Genomic DNA, 16,122 nt, shown 5'->3' with positions numbered 1-16,122 from the left:
ATTTTTGTGATGCATTTTTTTAAATTAACAAATTTATTTAATTTTTTTATTTTTGACTTGACATTTAATAGTTAGTCTTTAATATTCTTTATGATACAATAGGTTATAAAGATAAAACAAATAAATTAAAGGAGGTACGGATATGGCATTATCAGTAGAAGAGGCAAAAGTGATTGTTCAAGAATCTTTAGACAAACTAAAAGAGTCTATAAAAAGAGAGGTTGGGTATACTAAGGAGTTAGCTGATGATAAATTAACTCTTAAAACTCTTGAAAAAATGAGAACTGACGGAGAAGAACTTCCTGTTGGTTGTCCTTATGAATCTTTTGATGAATGGATTACTCAAATTAACAAAGAGATAAAATCTAGTGAGCAATCTATAGCGAGAATCGGTAAGGAAAAAGCTGAAATAATGGCTTTTGAATATTACGTCACTAACGGTAAATAGATATGGACAATTTCTATAAGTATAGGCTAATAGAGATACTTGCTAAAATCATTGAAAAAATAATAAGAAAAATCTTTTAGGAGGGAAAAGAATCCCTCCTTTTCTAATAGCTAGATTTATAGAGTGATTAGGTCTGAGAAAAGTTTTAATTAGTAACTGAATTTTTATTATTTATCAAGAAAAGACCAATCAAATTTGATATATAAATCTTCCTCTTTTATTTTATCATCTATAAATGGGATTTCTTCATTGATTTTATCATAGAAATCAGAAAATTCTAACTCTTCTACAAATATTTTTCTAATTTGATTTTCTATATCAACAAAAAATTGTATAGGAAGTTTTTCTAAATAATATTTTATATTTTTAAAATCGTCTTTATCCTCTTCGGTTTCTAATTCTTGATATAAATCCAATTGAATATCAAAATCTTTTTCAAAATTATAAATATACCCATTAAATAAAATTACATATTTTCTATTTTCTTTTAAAACTTCTATAAAAAAAGAGAAAAAATTATTAGAAGAACCATACTTATATTTAAAACTATCTAACTTTATCTCTATATCATAAGGGACATATATAAACAGATCACTAGGAGTTATCTTTAGATAATTACAAAGAGCATTCATAGTTTCAAACTGAATCCCTTTAGCAACAGACATCAATGAAGTAAGAGTTGTCCTTGAAATCCCAGTATCATTGGAAACTTGAGTTATTGATATATTTCTCTCAGCTAATAGCACTTTTAAATTACTTTTTAACATTTAATCACCTCTTTCTTTTTATAATATTGTACAATAGTTTGAACGTTTTGTCAAAATTTATTTAAAAAAGTAGTTGACAATTAAAAAATATAGGGTATAATTAAAATATAAAAAACGTTCAACAGTCTGAACAAATTATAAAATATTTTAATAAAAAGGAGCTTTGAAATGAGGTTTAATGAAAGGAAATTTAGAGAAAAGATGATTGAAAATTGTCTAAGCCACAGAGAATTATCTAAAAAATCTGGAATTTCTGAGGGAACTATAACAAGATTAGTGAACCAAAATGGAGAGCCTAGATTGAAAACTCTGGGGTTGATTGTAAAAGTTTTAAAATGCCAAATATCAGATTTATTAGAGGAGGAATAATATGACAGAATTAATTAAGGTTCAAGAAAGAGACGGAGAACAACTTGTAAGCGGTAGAGAGTTACATAGATTTTTAGAGGTATTAACTCCATATAAAAAATGGTTTGATAGAATGAGTGAATATGGATTTATTGAAAATGTTGATTTTATCGTGATGGACAAAAATGTCCAAGACGATACAGCCTTTGGTGGAATAAGAAAAATAACAGACCATTTAATGAAAATATCTATGGCTAAGGAGATCTCAATGTTACAAAGAAATGAGAAAGGTAAAGAGGCTCGTATGTACTTTATAAAATGTGAAGAGGCTTGGAACTCTGATGAAATAGTGATGGCTAGAGCAATACTAATACAAAATAAGAAAATACTTGGATATAAAGAAAAAATAGATATTTTAGAAAAAAAGATAGAAAATGATGCTCCAAGAGTTTCTTTTGCTGAGACTATCGAAAAAGCCAGTGATTGCTTGTTAGTTAGGGAGTTTTCAAAGTTAATAGCTACTGAGGGGATACACCTTGGAGAGAAAAAACTATATAGATGGTTTAGAGAAAAAGGATTTATCTTGAAAAATTCCACAGAACCAACACAGACAGCAGTACAAAAAGGGCTTTTTAAGGTGGCAGAAAGGGTTGTTAAAGCAGTAACTGGAGATATAATCTCAACAACTACTCGTATCACAGGAAAGGGGCAAGTATATTTCTTGGATTTATTAAAAAAAGAATTTTTAGCTTAGGGGATAGATAAGTTAAAATAAATAGATATAATGGTTTAGAAAAATTTTTAATATTTTTGTGGGAGAGAAGAAAGGGGGAGAAAATGAATTATAATTATACAAGACAGGGAAATCAACTTAGATTTAAGTATTGTCCAATCTGTGATAAAGTTAAAGAAAATCCAGACTTTACAATAAATATAGCAGAGGGAGTTTACTTTTGTTTCTCAAATAATATTGGGGGACGTGTAGAGGATTTATCAAAATATGGTTTTGATATTGGGGAGATACCAGAGCTTAGGAGATTTTATAGAGTAGAAACTAAAAACAATGGAAGTTTAAGGGGAGATAATCCCCTTAACTCCAAGGATAGTTCTTTAAATGGAGATATAAAAAAATATTATAAAGAGGAGGGAAAAAACTCAAAAGATTTTGCTAGAGACATAGAAAATAAAGATAGATGTTTAGGGGGAGAAATCCCCCAAGATTTTAAAGATGGTTCTTTAGGTGGAGATAAAACTTTATCAAATGGTAGAGCTAATAATTTTACTGATAATAACTCTTTTAATAAAGAAATTAAAAAAAATATAGATTTAACCTCTATATTCCTTGCTAGAAAAGATAAATTTCTAAATGATGAATGGATAAAATATCTTGCTAGTCGTGGTATAAGTGATAAATATCTTAAGAAGTTTGCAAGACTTGGAAAAAGTAATACTATGATGATGCCACTTACCAACGGCAAAAAAGTGATTGGTATAAAATATAGAACTATTGATAAAAAGATATTTTCTGAAAGGGAAAGCCAAAGCGATTATCTTTTAGGTTGGCAACTTGTAAAGGATTTTAGCTATGTAATTATAGTTGAGGGGGAGATTGATTTATTAAGTGCTTTGGAAGTGGGATTTGAGAGTGTTGTAAGTTTGCCTTTTGGAGCTGGTAACTTAAAATCTATCGAACATCAAAAAGATTGGCTCTCTAGTTTCGAGAAGATAATAATAGCAACTGATAACGACACCCAAGGAAAAAAATCTAAAGATGAGATAATTAAGATTTTATCTAGTATTAAAAGTAATAAAGATAAATTATTTGAAGTAGATTTAGGAATTTATAAAGACTTTAACGAAGTATTGACAAGTGGACTAAAAAATAAATCTACCGATAATAAATCAGATAATATTAATCAAACTTACCTAAGTAGTAAATCTTTAGAAAATAAGCCTACTAACAATCTATCAAAAGAAATTAACCTACATAATAACACTTTAGAAAATAGATTAACTAATAATCAGTTAAACGAAACTAATCAAACCAATCAAGATTTAATAAACCTTGGAAAAGAAAGGCTTATAAAAATAATAGATAATCCTATAAAAATTAACTTTAGTGAAGATATTAAAAAAGACTTAAATAAAAAGATTTCCCCTTTTAGCAAAGGAGAGGACGGATATTACTACAACTTAACTACCAAAATAACAGATTTTCTTTTAAGGATTACAAAGTTTTCTGATAACTATATTGGAGGCTTTGTCATAACCAATGGACGTGAGAGGGAGTTTTTTGCCAAGAAGACAGACCTTATCACAAAAAATGGAATCCTTGAAAATATAGGGTATTTTTTAGGTAGTATCACTATTATTCCCAATTTTTGGAGCTGGATTTTGGAAGAAAATGCCGAAAAATATATTGAGGAGATAGAACACTATGGGATAATTAATGACAAATACTATGACCCTACCTCTCCTGTTATCTGTAGTAAAGCTGATTTAAAAATAAAACCTCTAGAGGAAATAAAAGATTTTACTGATGAGGAAAAATTTTGGTTAGATGAGAACCTTTTGAGCCTTAGAAAAGATAGAAATGAAAGTTTACTGGGGATTTGTTGGGCATTAGGAAGATTTCACATAGATGGAGCATACCCAATACTTGAGGTAAGCGGAACAACTTCCATTGGTAAAACTGAGTTTATAGAGTTTATCTCTAGGATTATGTTTGGTACAAGGGAAAATATTAAATCTCTAGTAACCTTATCAAATCATCAGATACGTAGCTTTTCAAGTTGTTCTAATATAACCCCTTGGGCGATAGATGAGGTAAAAATCACAGGGTCTCGTCAAAAGGAAAAAGCAGAGGATCTATATGCCACAATCCGTTCTGTCTATGACAACAAAACCATAAACCAAGGAAATATAACCTCAAAGCTTACTGAATTTAAACTCTGTACACCGCTTATTATATCTGGAGAATCTGAGCTATCTGATGTATCTGTAAAAAATAGAATGATAAGCATAAAACTTACAAAGGAGAATAAATGTGAAAGCAAGATTTTTAATATTTTTAAAACCACAGATTATTTGGAGAAGTTGGGGAAATATGCTCTCTTTTATAGACTTAACAGAGAAAAAATAAAATTTCCTCAATGGGAAGTCCGTTATCATCTTCAAAGTGTAGATGACGAGAGACAGCTTTATAATGGACTATGTATTTTTACAGGGCTTAGAGCCTTGGAATGTATAATCCCTCTAAAAGATGAGATTTTAGAAGATTTTTATAAATTTTTAAATAAAAAACTATCTAATTATTACACACCTACTGCCAACTTTTTAGAACTTTTGGAACTTGTAAAAGAATCTGGAAAAGATACGAGTCTTTTTTATCAGATTAAGGGGGATAGACATTTTGTGAGATTTTCCCTACTTTACAAAGCTATTGCAGAAGAACACTTACTTACTAACTCTACCCTTGAACTTCTGGATATGAGAGGACTTAAGAGACAACTTATAGAGGAGGGATTTATCATAAACGACAGAGTATCTGTGAGATTTCCTAAGGGGGATTTTACCAAAGAAAACATCATTGTAAAAGCTTGTGAGATTATGAAAAATGATATTTTTAAAAAAGATTTTTTAGCTATAGACTAGGTGTAACCTTTGTAGCCTTTGTTGTAGCCTAAAACCTTTTATCTAACATTTAATAAAAACTAAAATTAAATAAGACGTAGTAATATCAAAAAAACTTTGTCTACTACCTAACTCTTTTAAAATAGCTAAACTATATTATTAATATTTAAAATGTAGTCAGAAAATATATTTTTTATTATTATAGTTACTTTTCTTAATATACTATTTGTTATTATCTAATCTAATATATGTATGAATAATATTATTTTGACTACAAAGGGTAGATTTTAACTATAACTCTATCAAATAAAAAAGTTTAGGAGGTAGACACTGGTTTTCTACAACCTACTAAATAAAAAGATAATCATAATATTTATATAGATTTAAAAAAAATAAAATGTAGCCAAGGAGGGACTATGGATTTTAAGATGAGCAGATCATATGAGGCATTTTACTATAGGGCTTTGTCTTTTGATGACGCCGAGAGCCTTAAAAAATTTTTACATTTTCATAAATGGTATTTTAATCACTCGCCTTTGGAAGTGAGGGAGCAACTTGAGAAATTATATTTTAGTTTAAAAGAGAGGGAGGAAAAAAATGGATTTTACTAATTATCGTTATCACTTGACAATTAAACAGATGAGAACAATATTTGGGCTATGCTCTGAGATTGCTAAAAAGTTTGGTATTGATAGGGAGGAGGCTAGAGAGGCTTTAAAACTTAACTTCTGTGAGGCAAAAGGGATAGATTATTTTTCTTGTAGCCCATATGAGTTTGATGCTCTGGGGTACTATGATGCAATAGAGTTTATCGAATATCTTAATTCAAAAATATAGTTAGTTTAGAAAAAAAGTTAAGAATTACTACAGACTTCAATAAATTGATTAACTACTAGGATTATATATCTAAAAATTACTCCATATTTCAGAAATCTGACTTAGCTAAGCTCATTTCACTAAAAACGACAAACTCACTTCGTTCAAACAGTGTCGTTTTTTAGCGTTCAACATCACTTGCTAATTCTAGCTTTCTTCCATAAATTACGTAATTTTTAATATGTAGTTATTGGTATTCGTAATTTTTTTAAATTTTTAAAGGAGGTAGCATTATGGCTAAAATTAATAGAAACAAAAATTTTGATTTTTTATCTAACGAGGAGATAATAAAACTGGCAACACCTCAAAACGAAGTGGAATCTCAGTTTCTAGATGACGCATTAAAAAAACTTGGGGATAATACATCTGTTATAAAACTAGCTAATTATCTTAATGTTGGAAAAACTACTATCTATAGAGCTATTGAAGATAAAAAATTGGTAGCTTTTAAAGTAGGAAGTAGAAATATAATTATGACTAAATGTATTTTAAACTTAGTAGAAATAGAATCTTAATATAAAAAATAAGGAGATGCAACTTCTCCTTATCTTTTTTTCTTAAAAATCCTTATATATCTGTCCCCTTGATGCCACAGCAACAACACTTACTACTATTATCTCACCATTAACTAATTTATAAACAACTCTATAATCATTTATTCTCATTCTATAAAGATTTTTATAGGTTTTCATTGCTTTTATATCAATATTTTGGTTTTTATAATGATAGTAACTTTTTATATTTTCAATAAATTTCTCATAGACTTCTTTATGTTTGGAAAAAAATTTATCTGCTACTTTAGTAGTTTCCAATGCTATTTCTTCAGTAATTTTTATCATAATTCAATTTTTTAAGAAATTTAGTTTTTTTTACATTTATTTTGACATCTATTTAATATACAAAAAATAAAAAAAGACAGATTACTCTGTCTTGATTTATATAATATTTAAAAATTATAATGCAGCTTTAGCAGTTGCAGCTAATTTTGCAAATCCTTCAGCGTTGTTTAAAGCCATATCAGCTAAAACTTTTCTGTCTAAAAGGATTCCAGCTTTTTTAAGACCATTCATAAATGTAGAGTAAGTCATTCCGTTTAATCTTGCTCCAGCGTTTATTCTTATGATCCATAATTGTCTCATTTTTCTTTTGTTAACTTTTCTATCTCTTGTAGAGTAAGCCATAGCTCTCATAACAGCTTGTTTAGCTTGTTTTATAACGTCACCAGATGCTCCTCTAAATCCTTTAGCAGCTTTTAAAACTTTTTTATGTTTTCTTCTTCTTACTATTCCAGTTTTAACTCTCATTATTATCCTCCTCTAATTTATATATCCGAAAATCGAATTATCTTCCAACTCCGTATGGTAATAATCTAACCATAGCTGTTTTATGCACGTTATCTAAAATTACAAAGTCTTTTTTCATTCTATTTTTTCTTTTTCTAGTTTTTTTAGTTAATATGTGGCTTTTTCCTGAGTGTTTAGCAACATATTTCCCTTTTCCTGTTACTTTGATTCTTTTAGCTGTTCCTCTATGAGTTTTCATTTTTGGCATTTTTGTGTTCCTCCTCTCAAATTACAAACCTATTTTTTTAGTGACAATAATAAATGCTTTTGTGCATCTTTATATCTTTTTTCAACTTCAGCAAATCCATCAAATTTACTAGCTACGTCATCAAGAAGTTCTATTCCCATATCTTCGTAACTTCTCTCTCTTCCGAATTGTACTAAAGTAACTTTAACTTTATTATCTTTTTCTAAGAATTTTTTGATACTGTTGATTTTTGTTTCTAAATCGTGAGTATCTATTCTTGTTCTTAACTTAACTTCTTTAACAACTATTTGTTTTTGTTTTTTCTTAGCATCTTTAGCTTTTCTAGTTTGCTCATATTTATATTTTCCAAAATCCATTATTTTGCAAACTGGTGGAGCTGCATTTGGAGAAATCTCTACTAAATCTAGATTTTCTCTTCTTGCCATATCTAAAGCCTCATTAGCTGTCATTATTCCTAGTTGTTCTCCAGAATTAGATATGATTCTAAATTCTTTCCCTTTTATTTTTTCGTTAATTCTAATTTTGTCAGAAATAGCCGACACCTCCTAATAAGATAATCATATAAAAAAACGAGGTCAGACCAACCCCGTTATAAAATCAAAATAATTATTATTTTAATTACTCGTTACCTTATAAAAGCTCGTAGCCTGTAAGGTGAGAAACGGGAGTTTCTACTTCATTAATTCAACTATGATAGTATACTATATATTTCCTATTCTGTCAAGTATTTTTATTCAAAAAATCTATATCTTCCAATTCTTTTTTAGTTGATACCTCGTAAATATACACATCATCAAGATTTTCTTTTATTATCTTTTTTCCACCAATATCTCCAGAGAGTTTTTTTAAATTCTCAAGATACTTCCAAGAAAAAATACAAGGATTTCCCATTATTTTTTCAAAAGCCACAGCACCTATCCCTTTATCACTTTTTAGAAAACTTTTGATAAAATTCTCTATAGTGGAGCTTTTTGTATAGGGCTGGTCACATACCATAAACATTATATAATCACTTTCAGATTTTTCACTTTCAGAAATCCCAAAGATAATAGAGGTAGAAATCCCCAATTCACTTTGAGGATTTTCTACATAAATCATATTTTTAGAAAGTACATATTCTTTTATCTCTTGATATTTAGACACCACTATTATATTTTTTATAGTCTCTTTCAAAGATTTTTTTAAATCATCAGCTAAATCCACCGAATATTTAAACATCTCTTTTCCATTTATCTTATAAAGTAGTTTATTACTACCAAATCTTTTGCTATTTCCACTAGCTAACAAAACCAGATTAATTTTCATTTAATTTTTTCATTCCCATAAATACTTTTTCTGGAGTTATTGGAAGTTCTCTTATTCTTACACCAACAGCGTTATATACAGCGTTAGCAATAGCTGGAGATGAAGTATTTATTACAACTTCCCCTATTGATTTTACACCAAATGGACCTGTTGGCTCGTAGCTACTTTCAAACTGTACTTCCACTTCTCCAATATCCATTCTTGTAGGGATTTTATATTGCATAAATGAACCTGTTTGTAAATTTCCTTTCTCAGTATAGACTACATCTTCATAAAGAGCCATTCCTATTCCTTGAACGATTCCTCCCTCTGTTTGTATTCTTGCAAGATTAGGATTTACAACAGTTCCACAGTCAACCACAGCTTTATAATTTATAATATCTACTTTTCCAGTTTCTGTGTCAACTTCTACCTCTGCAATTCCTACCATATATGGTGGTGGAGATACTTTTGAAGAGTGAGATTCGCTTGCATATAAAATATTTGTATTATTGCAAAAAGCTTTATTTGCTATATCTTTTAGAGAAATTTCTTTATTAGTTGCTAAATCATATACTCTTTTTCCGTCAAAGTCTACATCTTCAACTGATGAGCCTATATATTCAGCTCCTTTTTCTTTTATTCTTTCAATAAGTTTTTCACAAGTTTTTACAACAGCCATTCCAGTTAGATAAGTTGTACTTGATGCGTAAGAACCAGAATCATATGGAGATACATCTGTATCAACCCCTTGAGTTATGATATTGTCTACGCTACAATCTAAACATTCAGCAGCTATTTGAGCAAGGACTGTATCACAACCAGTTCCCATATCTGTTGCACCTACCATAAGATTATAGAATCCATCATCTCCTACTTTTATTGCAACAGAACCAACGTCAACATTTGATATAGAAGACCCTTGCATAGAAAATCCAAGTCCTACTCCTCTAACTTTTCCATTTCCCATATCACGACGTGGATATTTAGAATCCCAGTCTATCATTTTTTTAGCACGAGCAAGACATCTATCTAAAGCACAGCTATTGGCAGTTTCTCCATAATAAGCTGGCATAAAATCTCCCTCTCTTACCATATTTTTTTCTCTTAGTTCAATAGGATTCATTCCTAGTTTTTCTGCTAACTCATCAATTATTGATTCAATAGCAAATATTCCTTGAGTAGCTCCGTAACCTCTATATGCTCCAGCTGACATAGTATTTGTATAAACTACATCATAAGTAAATCTGTATGAATCTGCTTTACTATATAATGGAATAGATTTATGTCCACTAAGTCCTACTGTTGTTGGACCGTGTTCTCCGTAAGCTCCTGTATTTGAAAGTGTGTATAGATCAATAGCTTTTATTTTTCCATCTTTTGTAGCTCCGATTTTTACAGTAACTTCCATTTCGTGTCTTGGGCTAGATGCTGTTTGACTTTCCTCTCTTGTGAAGATAAGTTTTGAATTTTTTCCAGTCATATAAGTTACAAAAGCTGGATAAATCTCCATTACTGCTGTTTGTTTTGCTCCAAATCCTCCACCGATTCTTGGTTTTATCACTCTTATATTTGATTTTGATATATCAAGGGCGTTTGCCACTATTCTTCTTACGTGGAAAGGTATTTGTGTAGATGAAACTATATTAAGTCTTCCAAACATATCTTTTGTGGCATAAGCTCTAAAAGTTTCCATTGGAGCTTGTTGATTTGCCTTTGTATGATAAGTATTTTGTAAAACTACATCACATTCAGCAAAAACTTTATCTATATTTTGATCTCCGTCTGTTGCACTAGCACAAAGATTTCTTTTGTTGTCAGCACCTACTGGACAAAGAGCTTTCCAGTTTTCTTCTGGGTGGATTAAGATATTGCTATCTTTAGATTTTCTAAAATCCAAGATTGGCTCTTGTACATCATATTTTACTTTTATAAGTTTTATAGCTTTTTCTACAGCTTTTTCATTTTCTCCAGCAACTATTGCCACAACGTCTCCTACAAATCTTAATCTTTTGTCAAGGATAAGTCTATCATATGGACTTGGCTCTGGATAAGTTTGACCAGCCAAAGTAAATCTTTTATTTGGCACATCTTTATATGTAAAGATACACTCAATTCCTGGCACTTTTTTTGCAATATCTATATTTATATCCTCTATAAGTGCGTGTGCATAAGGACTTCTTAAAAGTTTTATAACTAGACAATCACTTGGAGCTATATCGTCAGTGTACACAGGTTTTCCTGTAACAAGTGCCATAGCATCTTTTTTTATAACTGAGGTATTAACTACTTTCATTATTTTTTACCTCCCATTTTATAATCTAAATATTTTTTTACAGCTCTAAACTGTCCCATATATCCTGTACATCTGCAAAGATTTCCAACTAAATATTCTTTTATATCCTCGTCAGAAAACTCTTTTAACTCTCTTGCCATTGCAAGTACATTCATTATAAATCCAGGGTTGCAGTATCCACATTGGTCTGCTCCCTCTCCAGCCATAAATTTTCCAAATTCATAAGCCTCATCTTGTAGACCCTCAAGAGTTGTAACTTTTTTTCCATTAGCTCTTACAGCTAGGACTGTACAAGAAAGTACAGGCTTTTCATCTATCCAAAGAGTACAAAGTCCGCAGTTTGATGTTTCACAACCTCTTTTTACACTTAAGCACCCTTTTGATCTTACATATTCAAGTAGCGGAGTATCTGGTTCTATTGTATCTTCTATTAATTTTCCATTAAGCCAAAATTTTATTTCCATTATTTTACCTCCACTAGATTTTTTAAAGTTCTCTTCACTAAAACTTCTGTAAGATGTTTTCTATACTCTCCACTTGCTCTCATATTACTATCAAATTTTAAAGAGTTACTTACATATTTTGCAAATTTTTCTATATTTTCCATTGATTTAACTTCTAAAATATTTTCACTATCTTCCACAACTCTTGCTCTATGTGGTCTTGCTCCGATACTTGCCAATACTTTTCCATTGTCAAGGATTGCCACCCCACAAGTTAGGACAGGGAAGTCTGTTGTTTGATTTCTAAAAGATGAATATCCAACCAATCTTTTAGATTTTTTTATAATTATATTTACCAATATATCTTTATCATATTTCATATCTACAAAATCTTTTAAAGGGATAATTCCACCTTTATACATCTCTACATAAGTATCAAGAGCTAAAAGTGAAGTAAGTATATCTGAAAATCCAAATCTACTGTAGATACTTCCACCTATTGTTACAGAGTTTCTAAATTGAACTCCCACTATATGTCTTAAGCTCTCTTTTATAGCTCCCTTTGTAAATTCGTTTAAAGATTTGTTAAGCTCTATATCCCTTAAAGTTGTCATACAACCGATTACATATTTTTCATCATCTTCAATTATTTTATCAAGCCCTAAGTTTGATAAATCTATTGCTTTTCCTATATTTCTATTTTGTAATTTTAACCAACCAGTTCCACCAAGAATAACATTATTTATATTTTGGTTTAATTTATAAGCCTCTTCTAAATTTTCAACTAGGATATAATCTTTTATTGTTAGCATTTAACACCACCTTATCCAAGAAAAAAGAGTTGATATTTCTAAACTTTCGTTTAGAATGGAACAATCAATCTTCATCAACTGTTTCTTTCAACTCTCCTCTCCCTTATTTTTATTATTTTTTTAATTTTACCATTGTTTTTTAATATTTTCAATATTTTTATCACTGAAAATATTATTGTCTATATACATTATTTATCAGCTTTTTTTGTTGGTAATAATAAATTTAAAGCTGTTGCTATAACGAATGTCATAATGATTCCGTTTTGAGCGAATATTTGTCCTACCCAAGCTGGTAATTGTCCAAGAAGTTCTGGAACGTTTCCGATTCCTACTCCAAGTCCTAAAGATATAGCGATAATTAAACCTTTTCTGTCATCTATCTCTTCTCTTAATAGAGATTTTAATCCACTTACAAATATCATAGCAAACATTACAACTGCAGCTCCTCCAAGAACTGATTGAGGCATTACTGTAAATATTGCACTTAATTTTGGAATAAATCCCATAAGTACAAGAACTATTGCTCCAGTTCCTATAACAAATCTATTTACTACTTTTGTAACTGCTACTAGTCCAACGTTTTGGCTAAATGTTGTATTTGGTAAAACTCCAAAGAAAGCAGCGATTAAACTTCCAAATCCGTCAGCAATAACTCCACCAGATAATTCTTGGTCAGTTGGTTCTCTGTCAAGTCCTCCGTTAGCGATTCCTGATAAATCTCCAACAGTTTCAACAGCAGTAGCTATATACATAATAACCATTGCTATGATTGCGTGAGTATTAAATACTATTTTTACAGGCATAAATTTAGGAAGACTTATCCAAGCAGCCTCTTTTACAGCTGTAAAATCTACCATTCCCATAAGAATTGCCAAAGCATAACCAATAACTATACTAATTAAGATAGCTGATGATCTTATTACTCTATTTTTAAATTGATTGAAAATAATTACTAACAAAATAACTGTAGTTCCTACAATAAGGTGTTTAGGGTCTCCAAACTCTTTTGTAAATCCACCACCAAAATATCTTATCCCAACTGGTAAAAGAGAAAGTCCGATTGATATTACTACAAGACTTGTTACTATTGGTGGGAATAATTTTTTAAGTGGTTTTATGAAATATCCTAAAATCATTTCAAAAATAGCACCAAATATAGATGCTCCCATAATAGCACCATAACCATAACTTGCACCTATTGCTTTACAACTTCCTAAAAATCCAGAACTTGTTCCCATAACTCCTGGAAGTCCACTACCAATTTTTAAAACTGGGTAGATTTGAATAAGTGTTGTTACCCCTGCAATAAACATAGCATTTTGAATAAGAGATGTTTTTAAACCAGTTTCCATTTGTAACATTCCACATACAATAATAAGTGGTGAAATATTTCCTAAAAACATAGCAAGTAAGTGTTGCACACCTAAAGGCACAGCAATTTTTAAAGGAACTCTTCCTTCCAATTGATAGATATTTTCGTTTTTTGTCTCTAACATTTTCCTCTCCTTATTTTTAATTTTCAAAAAAACAAAACCACAACATTATATCATATCTTTTATTTTTTACAAGATATTTTTTTGTAATTTTTTAATAAAAAAAAGACCAACTTTGATTAAGTAGCATCTCAGTCAGTCTTTATTTTTTATTTATATTATCTTGAGAATATATCAGCTATACGATATAGATCTAAGATGTTATTTCTCTTAGTTCCTTCCCAAGCATAAGAGATTGGGTGAGCAACAAGATCTCCTCTTTCTATACCGATCATAACTCCACCTTCTCCAGCCTCTAGAGTTTCAACAGCTTTTACTGCCATTTGAGTAGCTAACATTCTATCTCTTCCACTAGGAGTTCCTCCTCTTTGAACGTGTCCTAAGATAACTGTTCTTACTTCTGTTGTAACTTTTTCTTTTAATTGTTTTTCTACTTCAAATATATTTCCAACACCTTCAGCTACAAGAACGATGTCGTGTAATCTTCCAGTATTTCTTCTTTGTTTGATTTGGAAAGCTAACATTTCAATAGAGTTTTCAACTTCAGGAATAAGTATTCCGTCTCCTCCACCACAGATACAAGAATGAACTGCTAAGTCCCCTGCTCTTCTTCCCATTACTTCTACAAGTATTGTTCTTTCGTGAGAAGTTGCTGTATCTCTTAATTTAGATATAGCATCTAATATAGTATTTAAACAAGTGTCAAATCCTATTGTAAAATCTGTTCCGATTATATCATTGTCTATAGTTCCAGGAAGTCCAACAACTTTTATTCCGTGTTCTTTAGATAAAAGATCTGCTCCTCTATAAGAACCGTCTCCTCCAATAACAATAAGTCCTTCAATTCCTCTTCTTTTTAAGTTTTCAGCAGCGATTGCTCTGTATTTAGGATCTTTAAATTCTGGACATCTTGCTGTAAGTAAAGCTGTTCCACCTTTTTCAATTATTCCAGATAAGAAACGACCGTCCATTAAGAAGATCTCGTCCATTAACATTCCGTGGTATCCTCTTCTTACTCCATAAACTTCCATTCCTTTATACTGAGCCATTTTTGCAGCAGCTCTTATGGCTGTATTCATTCCTGGAGAGTCTCCACCACTTGTAAGGATTGCTATTTTTTTCATCACTCAACCTCCGAAAAATTTTTTATAAATATGATAAATTTTAATTATTTTCTATGTTATTTTGTGAAGTTTTTTCTGTTATTTCTTCATCGACTTCTTCTAGATAAAATCCCATTTGTCTAAATTTATTATATCTATTTTTCAATAAAGTATCTACATTTATTTTCTTTAATTCAGAAATTGATGAGAGAACTGCTTTTTTTAGGTTAATTTGTGCACATAAAATATCACGATGTGCTCCTCCAGTTGGTTCTTCTATTATGTCATCTATTATTCCTAATTTTTTTAGGTTTTGTGCTGAAATTTTTAAGTTGTTTGCTGCTTTTTCAGCTAAAGCTCCATTTTTGAAAAGTATTGCAGCACAACCTTCTGGAGATATAACTGAATATATTGAGTGTTCTAACATTAAAACTTTATCTGCAACAGCAAGGGCTAAAGCTCCTCCACTTCCTCCTTCTCCGATTATAACAGAGATGATTGGCACTCTCACTCCAAACATTTTCATAAGGTTTCTAGCGATTGCCTCTCCTTGACCTCTCTCTTCTGCCTCAATTCCTGGGAAAGCTCCAGCAGTATCAACTAAAGTCAAGATAGGAATATTAAATCTTTGAGCTATTCTCATAAGTCTTAAAGCTTTTCTATATCCTTCTGGGTTAGCCATTCCAAAGTTTCTACGGATTTTTTCATTAATGTCTCTTCCTTTTTGATGACCAATGATTACAAATTTTTGTCCATCAATTTTACAAAGTCCACCTACAATAGCAGGGTCATCTCCATAAAGTCTATCTCCGTGAAGTTCAACGAAATCTTCTGTTATTCCTCTGATATAGTCCAAAGTATTTGGTCTATTAGGGTGTCTTGCAATAGAAACTTTATCCCAGTCAGTAAGATTTGAATAAATCTCTTTTATTTTTTGGTTATAAAGCTCTTTTTGTTCTTCTATCTCATCTGATAAATCAACATTTTTTGATTTAGCAAAATCTTCTAGTTCTTTTATTTTATTTTCTATATCCGAAAGTTGTTTTTCAAAATCCAATTTATTACCTC

19 protein-coding genes and 1 other annotated feature are annotated in these 16,122 nt (G+C 30.3%); of the genes, 7 read left to right on the top strand and 12 right to left on the bottom strand.

The annotated features are described in order from the left end of the window. Window positions 1–142: 142 nt before the first annotated feature. Window positions 143–448, top strand: a complete 306-nt coding sequence (locus I6E15_RS05440; RefSeq protein WP_235246414.1) for a hypothetical protein — start codon at window positions 143–145, stop codon at window positions 446–448. A 167-nt stretch (window positions 449–615) separates the two neighbouring features. Here I6E15_RS05440 and I6E15_RS05435 read toward each other — a convergent pair whose 3' ends face one another. Further along, entirely contained in the window at window positions 616–1,215 is a 600-nt protein-coding gene (locus I6E15_RS05435) for a helix-turn-helix domain-containing protein (RefSeq protein ID WP_235246412.1), read from the bottom strand. Window positions 1,216–1,383: 168 nt separating this feature from the next. Here I6E15_RS05435 and I6E15_RS05430 point away from each other — a divergent pair, with 168 nt between their 5' ends. From I6E15_RS05430 to I6E15_RS05405, 6 genes are all read left to right on the top strand, one after another. Further along, window positions 1,384–1,584, top strand: a complete 201-nt coding sequence (locus I6E15_RS05430; RefSeq protein ID WP_235246402.1) for a helix-turn-helix domain-containing protein — start codon at window positions 1,384–1,386, stop codon at window positions 1,582–1,584. Window position 1,585: 1 nt separating this feature from the next. Next, window positions 1,586–2,317 (top strand): antA/AntB antirepressor family protein, encoded by a 732-nt coding sequence (locus tag I6E15_RS05425; protein ID WP_235246396.1) that lies wholly within the window; start codon window positions 1,586–1,588, stop codon window positions 2,315–2,317. Window positions 2,318–2,400: 83 nt separating this feature from the next. Beyond that, window positions 2,401–5,217 (top strand): toprim domain-containing protein, encoded by a 2,817-nt coding sequence (locus I6E15_RS05420; protein WP_235246389.1) that lies wholly within the window; start codon window positions 2,401–2,403, stop codon window positions 5,215–5,217. 395 nt (window positions 5,218–5,612) lie between these two features. Then, window positions 5,613–5,807: a hypothetical protein gene (locus I6E15_RS05415; protein WP_235246382.1), complete on the top strand. Its 195-nt coding sequence runs from the start codon at window positions 5,613–5,615 to the stop codon at window positions 5,805–5,807. Then, a complete protein-coding gene (locus I6E15_RS05410) occupies window positions 5,794–6,033 on the top strand; it encodes a hypothetical protein (protein ID WP_235246379.1) in 240 nt (79 codons plus the stop codon). Before I6E15_RS05415 ends, I6E15_RS05410 begins: the two co-directional genes overlap by 14 nt. Window positions 6,034–6,305: 272 nt before the next feature. Beyond that, window positions 6,306–6,587: an excisionase family DNA-binding protein gene (locus I6E15_RS05405; RefSeq protein ID WP_235246377.1), complete on the top strand. Its 282-nt coding sequence runs from the start codon at window positions 6,306–6,308 to the stop codon at window positions 6,585–6,587. 42 nt (window positions 6,588–6,629) lie between these two features. On the opposite strand, the gene I6E15_RS05400 is transcribed toward I6E15_RS05405, so the two are convergent. The 11 genes from I6E15_RS05400 to I6E15_RS05350 all read right to left on the bottom strand — a co-directional run bounded on the left by I6E15_RS05400 (window position 6,630) and on the right by I6E15_RS05350 (window position 16,111). After that, the gene (locus tag I6E15_RS05400; RefSeq protein WP_235246369.1) at window positions 6,630–6,911 is read right to left on the bottom strand and encodes a type II toxin-antitoxin system RelE/ParE family toxin; all 282 of its coding nucleotides are present in this window, start codon (window positions 6,909–6,911) and stop codon (window positions 6,630–6,632) included. A gap of 114 nt (window positions 6,912–7,025) precedes the next feature. After that, on the bottom strand, window positions 7,026–7,376 hold the full coding sequence (rplT, locus tag I6E15_RS05395; protein WP_235246367.1) for a 50S ribosomal protein L20: 351 nt from the start codon (window positions 7,374–7,376) through the stop codon (window positions 7,026–7,028). Window positions 7,377–7,413: 37 nt separating this feature from the next. Next, complete coding sequence (rpmI, locus tag I6E15_RS05390; RefSeq protein ID WP_177160085.1) at window positions 7,414–7,623, bottom strand: 50S ribosomal protein L35; 210 nt, start codon at window positions 7,621–7,623, stop codon at window positions 7,414–7,416. A gap of 29 nt (window positions 7,624–7,652) precedes the next feature. Then, window positions 7,653–8,165, bottom strand: coding sequence for a translation initiation factor IF-3 (gene infC, locus I6E15_RS05385; protein ID WP_177160084.1), 513 nt, complete (start codon window positions 8,163–8,165; stop codon window positions 7,653–7,655). Window positions 8,166–8,178: 13 nt separating this feature from the next. Then, window positions 8,179–8,306: a sequence feature (ribosomal protein L20 leader region), on the bottom strand. Window positions 8,307–8,343: 37 nt separating this feature from the next. Then, window positions 8,344–8,928 (bottom strand): nucleotidyltransferase family protein, encoded by a 585-nt coding sequence (locus I6E15_RS05380; RefSeq protein WP_235246358.1) that lies wholly within the window; start codon window positions 8,926–8,928, stop codon window positions 8,344–8,346. Then, entirely contained in the window at window positions 8,918–11,203 is a 2,286-nt protein-coding gene (locus tag I6E15_RS05375) for a xanthine dehydrogenase family protein molybdopterin-binding subunit (RefSeq protein ID WP_235246351.1), read from the bottom strand. Before I6E15_RS05375 ends, I6E15_RS05380 begins: the two co-directional genes overlap by 11 nt. Continuing rightward, window positions 11,203–11,667, bottom strand: a complete 465-nt coding sequence (locus I6E15_RS05370; protein ID WP_235246343.1) for a (2Fe-2S)-binding protein — start codon at window positions 11,665–11,667, stop codon at window positions 11,203–11,205. Before I6E15_RS05370 ends, I6E15_RS05375 begins: the two co-directional genes overlap by 1 nt. Next, entirely contained in the window at window positions 11,667–12,458 is a 792-nt protein-coding gene (locus I6E15_RS05365) for an FAD binding domain-containing protein (protein WP_235246335.1), read from the bottom strand. The genes I6E15_RS05370 and I6E15_RS05365 overlap by 1 nt, the downstream gene beginning before the upstream one ends. Window positions 12,459–12,646: 188 nt before the next feature. Beyond that, window positions 12,647–13,954 (bottom strand): uracil-xanthine permease family protein, encoded by a 1,308-nt coding sequence (locus I6E15_RS05360; RefSeq protein WP_235246317.1) that lies wholly within the window; start codon window positions 13,952–13,954, stop codon window positions 12,647–12,649. Window positions 13,955–14,109: 155 nt separating this feature from the next. Next, window positions 14,110–15,078: a 6-phosphofructokinase gene (pfkA, locus tag I6E15_RS05355; protein ID WP_235246315.1), complete on the bottom strand. Its 969-nt coding sequence runs from the start codon at window positions 15,076–15,078 to the stop codon at window positions 14,110–14,112. A gap of 37 nt (window positions 15,079–15,115) precedes the next feature. Further along, the gene (locus I6E15_RS05350) at window positions 15,116–16,111 is read right to left on the bottom strand and encodes an acetyl-CoA carboxylase carboxyltransferase subunit alpha (protein WP_177160077.1); all 996 of its coding nucleotides are present in this window, start codon (window positions 16,109–16,111) and stop codon (window positions 15,116–15,118) included. Window positions 16,112–16,122 lie beyond the last annotated feature (11 nt).

The sequence above is a fragment of the Fusobacterium perfoetens genome (genome assembly GCF_021531475.1).
GTDB lineage: Bacteria > Fusobacteriota > Fusobacteriia > Fusobacteriales > Fusobacteriaceae > Fusobacterium_B.
This window is presented reverse-complemented; position numbering and strand designations above follow the sequence as displayed.

Coding starts and splice junctions, on each gene's coding strand:
- I6E15_RS05435 (WP_235246412.1), bottom strand. CDS start 1,215: ATGTTAAAAAGTAATTTAAAAGTGCTATTAGCTGAGAGAAATATATCA.
- I6E15_RS05420 (WP_235246389.1), top strand. CDS start 2,401: ATGAATTATAATTATACAAGACAGGGAAATCAACTTAGATTTAAGTAT.
- I6E15_RS05410 (WP_235246379.1), top strand. CDS start 5,794: ATGGATTTTACTAATTATCGTTATCACTTGACAATTAAACAGATGAGA.
- rpmI (WP_177160085.1), bottom strand. CDS start 7,623: ATGCCAAAAATGAAAACTCATAGAGGAACAGCTAAAAGAATCAAAGTA.
- I6E15_RS05365 (WP_235246335.1), bottom strand. CDS start 12,458: ATGCTAACAATAAAAGATTATATCCTAGTTGAAAATTTAGAAGAGGCT.
- I6E15_RS05415 (WP_235246382.1), top strand. CDS start 5,613: ATGGATTTTAAGATGAGCAGATCATATGAGGCATTTTACTATAGGGCT.
- I6E15_RS05440 (WP_235246414.1), top strand. CDS start 143: ATGGCATTATCAGTAGAAGAGGCAAAAGTGATTGTTCAAGAATCTTTA.
- I6E15_RS05360 (WP_235246317.1), bottom strand. CDS start 13,954: ATGTTAGAGACAAAAAACGAAAATATCTATCAATTGGAAGGAAGAGTT.
- I6E15_RS05405 (WP_235246377.1), top strand. CDS start 6,306: ATGGCTAAAATTAATAGAAACAAAAATTTTGATTTTTTATCTAACGAG.
- I6E15_RS05380 (WP_235246358.1), bottom strand. CDS start 8,928: ATGAAAATTAATCTGGTTTTGTTAGCTAGTGGAAATAGCAAAAGATTT.
- I6E15_RS05370 (WP_235246343.1), bottom strand. CDS start 11,667: ATGGAAATAAAATTTTGGCTTAATGGAAAATTAATAGAAGATACAATA.
- I6E15_RS05375 (WP_235246351.1), bottom strand. CDS start 11,203: ATGAAAGTAGTTAATACCTCAGTTATAAAAAAAGATGCTATGGCACTT.
- rplT (WP_235246367.1), bottom strand. CDS start 7,376: ATGAGAGTTAAAACTGGAATAGTAAGAAGAAGAAAACATAAAAAAGTT.
- I6E15_RS05430 (WP_235246402.1), top strand. CDS start 1,384: ATGAGGTTTAATGAAAGGAAATTTAGAGAAAAGATGATTGAAAATTGT.
- I6E15_RS05400 (WP_235246369.1), bottom strand. CDS start 6,911: ATGATAAAAATTACTGAAGAAATAGCATTGGAAACTACTAAAGTAGCA.
- I6E15_RS05425 (WP_235246396.1), top strand. CDS start 1,586: ATGACAGAATTAATTAAGGTTCAAGAAAGAGACGGAGAACAACTTGTA.